The following is a 7,393-nucleotide window of genomic DNA, read 5'->3' as shown; positions in this document are numbered from 1 at the left end:
AAATTACGGGCGTCCCCCGGGCGCATTGTGGGGCGTTTATCGGGCCGGGCCCCCGCCCCCCCCCGTGGTGGGGGGCCGGGGCCGCTTCACTGTCCGCCTGCCGAGCGCCGCCGAGCGATCAGTGGAAGAAGTGGCGCGTGCCCGTGAAGTACATCGTCACGCCCGCCTTCTTCGCGGCCTCGACGACCAGCTCGTCGCGGACCGAACCACCGGGCTGCACCACGGCCCTGACGCCCGCCTCGACCAGGACCTCCAGCCCGTCCGGGAAGGGGAAGAAGGCGTCGGAGGCGGCGTACGAGCCGCGCGCCCGCTCCTCACCGGCCCGCTCGACGGCCAGCTTCGCCGAGTCGACCCGGTTGACCTGCCCCATGCCGACGCCGACCGAGGCGCCGTCCTTGGCGAGCAGGATGGCGTTGGACTTGACGGCCCGACAGGCCCGCCAGGCGAAGGCCAGATCGGCGAGTTCGGCCGCGCCGAGCGCCTCGCCGGTCGCCAGTGTCCAGTTGGCCGGGTCGTCGCCCTCGGCCTGGAGCCGGTCGGTGACCTGGAGCAGCGCGCCGCCGCCGACGGGCTTGAGCTCGACGGCGCCCGCGGGACCCTGCGGTGCCCTGAGCACCCGGATGTTCTTCTTCTTGGTGAGGGCCTCCAGGGCCCCCTCCTCGTAGTCGGGCGCGACGATGACCTCGGTGAAGATCTCGGCGACCTGCTCCGCCATCTCCTTGCTGACCGGCCGGTTGACGGCGATGACGCCACCGAAGGCCGACAGCGGGTCACAGGCGTGCGCCCTGCGGTGCGCCTCGGCGACGTCCGTGCCGACGGCGATCCCGCACGGGTTGGCGTGCTTGATGATCGCGACGGCGGGCTCGGCGTGGTCGTACGCGGCACGGTGCGCGGCGTCCGTGTCCGTGTAGTTGTTGTACGACATCTCCTTGCCGTGCAGCTGCTCGGCCTCGGCGAGACCGCCTCCGCTGCCGTCGACGTAGAGCGCGGCGGGCTGGTGCGGGTTCTCGCCGTAGCGCAGGGTGCTCTTGCGCTCCCAGGTGCCGCCCAGGAAGTCCGGGAACCGCGACTCGTCCACGGGCGCGTAGGACGAGGCGAACCAGGAGGCCACGGCCACGTCGTAGGCGGCGGTGTGCTGGAAGGCCTCGGCGGCGAGTCGCTTGCGGGCGGCGAGGTCGAAGCCGCCGCCCTGCACGGCCGCGAGGACGTCGCCGTACCGCGCCGGGCTGGTGACCACGGCCACCGACGGGTGGTTCTTGGCGGCGGCGCGCACCATGGACGGCCCGCCGATGTCGATCTGCTCGACGCACTCGTCCTCGGAGGCGCCCGAGGCGACGGTCTCCCGGAAGGGATAGAGGTTGACGACGACCAGGTCGAACGGCGCGACGCCCAGCTCGTCCAGCTGCTGCCGGTGGCTGTCGAGGCGCAGGTCGGCGAGGATGCCGGCGTGGACCTTCGGGTGCAGGGTCTTGACCCGGCCGTCCAGGCACTCGGGGAAGCCGGTGAGCTCCTCCACCTTGGTGACGGGCACACCGGCGGCGGCGATACGGGAGGCGGTGGACCCGGTGGAGACGAGCTCGACGCCGCCCTCGTGCAGCCCGCGCGCGAGCTCTTCCAGACCGGTCTTGTCGTAGACGCTGACGAGCGCGCGACGGATGCCCCGCTTGCCGCTCTCTGCCGTGACAGTGCTGTCGGCGGTCACTGGATAACTACCTTTCGTCCCTCAATGCGATAGCCGTTGCGGGCGAGCCGCCCCACGACCTCGACGAGCAGCCTTCGCTCGACTTCCTTGATGCGCTCGTGCAGAGCGCTCTCGTCGTCCTCGTCCCGGACCTCGACCACGCCCTGGGCGATGATCGGGCCGGTGTCGACGCCGTCGTCGACGAAGTGGACGGTGCAGCCGGTGACCCGGGCGCCGTACGCGAGCGCGTCCCGCACACCGTGGGCCCCGGGGAAGCTGGGCAGCAGGGCCGGGTGCGTGTTGACGAACCGCCCCCCGAACCGCGCCAGGAATTCCTTCCCCACGATCTTCATGAACCCGGCGGAGACGACGAGGTCCGGCTCGTGGCCGGCCACGGCCTCGGCGAGCGCGGCGTCCCACTCCTCGCGGCTCCCGAAGTCCTTGACCTTGCGCACGAAGGTGGGAATCCCGGCGCGCTCGGCACGGGCGAGGCCCTCGACGCCCTCACGATCGGCTCCGACGGCCACGATCTCCGCGCCGTAGGCCTCGATGCCGCCGGTCGCGATGGCGTCGAGGAGCGCTTGGAGGTTTGTACCGGATCCGGAGACCAGCACGACGAGGCGCTTGGCCACGGGCTTGGCGGCCACGGCGGGGCCCTTTCTCGGGGGAGCGTCTGTCCGGCCGGTTTATACATTCGTACGAATGCTTCGCGCCCCGGGATACGGGGAAGTCTACGAAGCGGCCGACCGTCAGCAACGATACCGGCACACCGGGCGGCCCCCACGGGACGGGGGCGTGGCCGGAAGGTAGCGTCTGGGGCGAGCGGGGTCGGGAACGCGGTGGCGATGCGGTGCGTTCTGCAAGTGACGGCCCAGCAAGGAAGTACCAGCTCAATACCGGCCGACACCGGCCAAAGCTGTGATCACCGCAAGATCACCGCAGCGGCCTGCGTCCCGGCACCGCCTGGATCGCCACCCAGATCGCCCAGAGAACCCAGATCACCCAAACCACCGTCCTGACCAGTAGGGGAAGACGCTCACTTGATGCCGGACCGCAGTCTGCGACTCCTCACGCTCCCCCCGCAGTCACCGCAGGGAGGGGAGCGCGGCGCCGTGCTGCTGCGAGAGCGCCCAACCTCTCCCCCCGACGCCCCCTCGGGCGACAGCACGCCCCCCGAGGACGACAACCCCTTCGCGCCTCCCCCCGAGGGCGCCCCGGACCGCCCCTGGCAGCCCCGGCGCCCGGCGGGCGGCTCCCCCGAGGGCGGACGCGCCCCGTGGGGCGGCCAGTGGAGCGACCGGCAGCCCGGCCGCTCCCCCGGCGGCTTCGGCGAGCGCCCCGGCGGCAGCCCCGAGGGCGGCGGCGGCCCCGGCACGGACCCCGGCAAGCGCTGGGACCCCACGGACCCCGCCCAGCGCAAGGCGCGTTACGCCCTGCTCTGCGGCATGTGGGCCTTCTTCTTCGCCCTCTTCGGCTGGCCGTACGTGGCCCTGCTGCTCGGCGCACTGGCCCTGAACTGGGGAATCAGCGCCTTGCGCACCAAGCCCCGGACCCCCGACCCGGACGCCCCGCCCACCCCGGAGCCCACCGGCCGCCCCCAGCGGACCGCCGCCGTCACCGGCCTGGTCACCGCGTCCCTGGCCCTGGCCCTGGTCGCCGCGAGCTTCACCGCGCAGCTGGTCTACCGCGACTACTACACCTGCACGAACGACGCCCTCACCAACGAGGCGAAGCAGTCCTGCAGCGACCTGCTGCCCAAGGAACTGAAGAGCATCCTGGGCGCGAACGCCTGAGCGCCTCACCGAGGGCCTGACGAACGATCGCCCGGCACCGCCCCACCAGCACCGGACTCAATTCACTGCCCCCAGCCCGTCCGGGAGCGCTCCTCCGGGGAAGCTCGAGGATTCCCGGCGGTCGATCGAGCCTGTCCGGAGCGCTCTTCCGGGGGGACCTTGAGAATCCCCGGGCGCTTCAGCTGGTGCGGCAGCGCTCTCCGGGGAGACCTTGAGGAATCCCCGGGCGGTCGATCGAGCCCGTCCCGGAGTGCTTCTCAAGGGGGAGCTCCAACATTTCCGGCGCTCACTTCGGCCGGTCCGGCAGCGCACCTCCAGGGGGAGCTCGAGGAATCCCGGGCAGTCGCTTCAGCCTGTCTGGGGTACACCTCCGTGGGAGTTTGAGGACGAGGCCCTCTCGGGGCCCGAGCGGGGGTCCGGGGGCGGCAGCCCCCGGGGACGGGAAGGGTACGGCGGGGGCGAGATCCCCTCGCCGGTCACCGCCCCACCCCGACCCCCTCACCCTCCTCCGGCCCCTCGTCCTCCCCCGCCTCCCGCAACGCCGCCCACCGAACCTCCCGAGCCACATCCTCATGCCACACGGGGCTCACGTAACCCTCTGGGTCGATGAGGTCGGTGGTGTCGAACGGGGCGATGGGGTCGAGCGGGTCGGGGTCGAGCGGGTCGATGGGGTCGATGGGGTCCACCGACTCGACGGACTCGACGAGTTCGACTGACGCCGGGGGCACTACGGGCGCTACGGGCTCGACGTGCGCGATGGGTTCGACGTGCGCGATGGGTTCGAGGTGCGCTGCCGGATCGACTCGCTCGACGAGCCGAAGGGGCGCGCCGGGCCCCACGGGCGCGCCGGGCCCCACGGGCGCAACCTTCGCAAGGGGCCCGACAGGCGAGAAGTCATACAGCTCCGACTCCCCCACCGGCACACCACCCTCCGACCTCACTCCACGCCCACTCCTCCCCTTCCGACCCTTCCGACCCCTCCGACCCCTCCGACCCCTCCGACCCCTCCACGCAGCCCCCGACCCCCACCCCGCCCTCCGCTCACGGCACCGCCACCCCCGCACCCCCAAAGCCACCGGCACCCCCACCCCCACCGTCCACAACACCACCGCTCCCCCCACCTGCCACCACACCGGCCCGAAGCGAGCCAGCGCGGAAACCCCCAGGGGCCCACCGGCCAACCCGGCGAGCCCTCCCGACAGCACCCCGCACCCCACCCCCGCCAGCACCACAGCCCCCGCAGTCCTCCCCCGGGACCAGGCGCCCCGTGCCCCCGCCACACGTGCCGCCCCCGCAACATTGGCCACACCAGCCACACCGGCCGCACCCACCGAGCCCCCCGATCCCATCGCCGCCGCCCGGGCCACGAACACCCCCACCGTCACTCCGGCGATCACCGGCACCACTCCCGCCGCCCAGTTCCACGGCATCCCGCCCCCCGCCTCCGGCACCGCCGCCAGCAGCGGAAACGGCGGCAGCAACGGCGCCGGGTCGGAGGACAGCGGCGCCACCACATGCCCGGCACCGAGGACGTACCCCGGCCCGAGGGCGTACGCCGCGCCCCACACCGCCGCGTTCGGTACCAGCGCCACGCACAGCAACAGCACCGCGAACCGTCCCGACCACCCCTCCGTCAGCTGGAGAAACGCCTCATGCGCCGTGCCCAGGTGCCACGCCGAGGACACCGCCACCAGCAGCGCCCCGCCCCCGAAGAGCACCGCCGCACCGGCCCCCGCCGCCCGCCCGGCGACTGCGAGCCGCTCATGCCCCTCCGCCCCGAGGAACAACCGCCGCACACCGCGGGGCAGCACGAGCAGCACGCTGTCCACAGGACCACGGGGATGGCCGTAAGCCGACCACACCCCCGCCCCCGCGGCCAGCACGGCGACCGCCGGTACGCTCACCGCCGTCCATGCCCACGAGGGCCGCAGCGCACCACCCGCTGCGTAGCAGGCGGCGCCCGACCCGACGGCGAGGTAGCCGAGCACGACGCCCGTCCACACCGTACGGGCGCCGACGAGCACCGCGCCCTCGTCGTCACCACCGCCCCCGTCCACCGCGTCCCGCGCGGCACGCCACACCAGCCACACCGGCAGCGCGAGCAGCAACAGCGGTGTGACGCCGACCGGTGCCGGAACACCGGACAACGTGTCCACGCGCACCAGTTCCGCGCCGTGGGCCAGCAGCCACAGTGCGGCGGCGACATGCAGCGCGCCGCCCGGCCCGCTGTCGGGATACGGCGAGCTGATCCACAGCACCATCACGAGCACGGCGAACGAACCGAGCCCCAGCCCGGCCGCGAGCGCTCCACCCAGGAGGCCGGCGACCAGCCCGGATGATCGGTCACGCATCCGGCTGAGCAGGGGCGACAACGACAGTCGGCGAGTGGGCATCTGGATCACGACCGTCATGCTCCCAACGACACGCGCTTTACCGTCGTAACAGGCGAAGTTCCGTTGTGTCGCTCAATATACGTTTATGTACTTTTTCGTGCGAAGGTTCCCCCTGTGACGCAGAGTCATGCCGCCCCGCTCCCCTCCCCCGAGCGACGCCGACACCTGCGCGAGACAGCCTCGTTGACGCAGGCTCAGGTCGCCGCGCGGATCGGTGTCACCCGGGAGACGGTGCGCGCGTGGGAGTCCGGCCGCACGACACCGCGCGGTCGCAGGCGGGAGGCGTACGCGAATCTGCTGACCTCACTGACCAAGGCGGACAAGGTGACGAACCCCCAGGAGGCAGCGCCTCCCACCCAGGCGGCGGTGTACCTGGACAAGGGACCGAAATCCTCCCGAGTGGCAGTGATCCCCGCCGCCGCCCCGGCCGGCCCGGCCCCCGCCGACACTCCGGTCGCCCCCGCCACCATCCCGGCCGAGCCGGCCCCCGCCGCCGCTCCGCCGAGCGCCCCCCTGACCCCCGCGCAGGCCTTCGACGCGCTCTACGCCTTCTGCGCCCCCGCCCTCGTACGGCAGACATACCTTCTCTCCGGCCGACGTGAACTCGCGCGCGAGTCGGTCGAGCGGGCGTTCCAACTGGCCTGGCAGCACTGGCCCGAGGTGGCCGTGGACCGCGACCCGGCGGGCTGGGTACGGGCGACGGCGTACGAGTACGCGCTCTCCCCCTGGCACCGGTTCCGGCCCCGGTTCCGCCACCCGGAGCCGCCCCCGGCCGACGCGTCCGACCGTGCGCTGCTGGACGTCCTGCTGACCCTGCCCGCGCCGCGCCGCCGCACGCTCCTCCTCTACGACGGTGTAGGCCTCGATCTTCCGGAGACCGCGGCGGAGACGGAGGCGAGCACACCCACGGCGGCGAACCGGCTGTTGCACGCGCGCGCGGCGATCGCGGCACGGCTGCCCGAACTCGCGAGCCCCGCCGAGCTGCACCGGCGGCTGGCGGAGGTGGCGTCCGCCCAACGGCTGCGCGCCGCCAAGTCACCCACCGTGCGGATGGGCGGCGAACAGCGGGCCCGCTTCTGGACCAGGGCGGCGATCGCGTTCACGGTCGCGATCATCGGCGCGACCGCACTGACCGTACGGACGGCCCCCACCCGGTACGAGCCCCCGGTACCCCCCGGTGAGACGGTTCAGGGCGTTCCCCGGCGGGCGGCCCCGGGCACGCTCTCGAACAAGGAACTGAAACTGCGCGCGAAGCTGAGGTCCGAGACCCAGCACGGACCACAACGGCTGATCCCCCTGCCCGAGTGAACCGGCCCCACCCCTCACCCGGACGAACCCGGCGCCGCGGAGGGCTCGCGACCCGGAAGCATCACGGTCGAGAACGCCGCAGACTCGAAAGGTTCACGGCCAAGAGGGCTCACGGCCCGGAAACCTCGCAGCCGGGAAAGTTCACGGCCGGAAAGACTCGGCCGGAAAGGCACGGCCGGGAGATGCCGGTGGGCCCGCCCCCACGAGGGGAGCGGGCC

5 protein-coding genes are annotated in these 7,393 nt (G+C 73.0%); 2 read left to right on the top strand and 3 right to left on the bottom strand.

Annotation, left to right across the window (positions count from 1 at the left end; translation table 11 throughout):
* Positions 1–118 precede the first annotated feature (118 nt).
* Together purH and purN are read right to left on the bottom strand one after the other, a co-directional pair.
* Complete coding sequence (gene purH / locus ACFWBB_RS42180) at positions 119–1,702, bottom strand: bifunctional phosphoribosylaminoimidazolecarboxamide formyltransferase/IMP cyclohydrolase (protein WP_385284490.1); 1,584 nt, start codon at positions 1,700–1,702, stop codon at positions 119–121.
* Positions 1,699–2,328, bottom strand: coding sequence for a phosphoribosylglycinamide formyltransferase (gene purN, locus ACFWBB_RS42175; RefSeq protein ID WP_385284487.1), 630 nt, complete (start codon positions 2,326–2,328; stop codon positions 1,699–1,701). Before purN ends, purH begins: the two co-directional genes overlap by 4 nt.
* Before the next feature lie 396 nt (positions 2,329–2,724).
* Here purN and ACFWBB_RS42170 point away from each other — a divergent pair, with 396 nt between their 5' ends.
* The gene (locus ACFWBB_RS42170) at positions 2,725–3,474 is read left to right on the top strand and encodes a hypothetical protein (protein ID WP_385284484.1); all 750 of its coding nucleotides are present in this window, start codon (positions 2,725–2,727) and stop codon (positions 3,472–3,474) included.
* Between the two features lie 476 nt (positions 3,475–3,950).
* Here the strand turns inward: ACFWBB_RS42170 and ACFWBB_RS42165 are convergent, their stop codons facing one another.
* Complete coding sequence (locus ACFWBB_RS42165) at positions 3,951–5,885, bottom strand: DUF6350 family protein (RefSeq protein ID WP_385284482.1); 1,935 nt, start codon at positions 5,883–5,885, stop codon at positions 3,951–3,953.
* A gap of 96 nt (positions 5,886–5,981) precedes the next feature.
* Between ACFWBB_RS42165 and ACFWBB_RS42160 the strand changes: the two genes are divergently transcribed.
* Complete coding sequence (locus tag ACFWBB_RS42160) at positions 5,982–7,175, top strand: helix-turn-helix domain-containing protein (RefSeq protein ID WP_385284479.1); 1,194 nt, start codon at positions 5,982–5,984, stop codon at positions 7,173–7,175.
* Positions 7,176–7,393: the final 218 nt, after the last annotated feature.

Source organism: Streptomyces sp. NPDC060000 (genome assembly GCF_042737375.1).
GTDB lineage: Bacteria > Actinomycetota > Actinomycetes > Streptomycetales > Streptomycetaceae > Streptomyces.
This window is presented reverse-complemented; position numbering and strand designations above follow the sequence as displayed.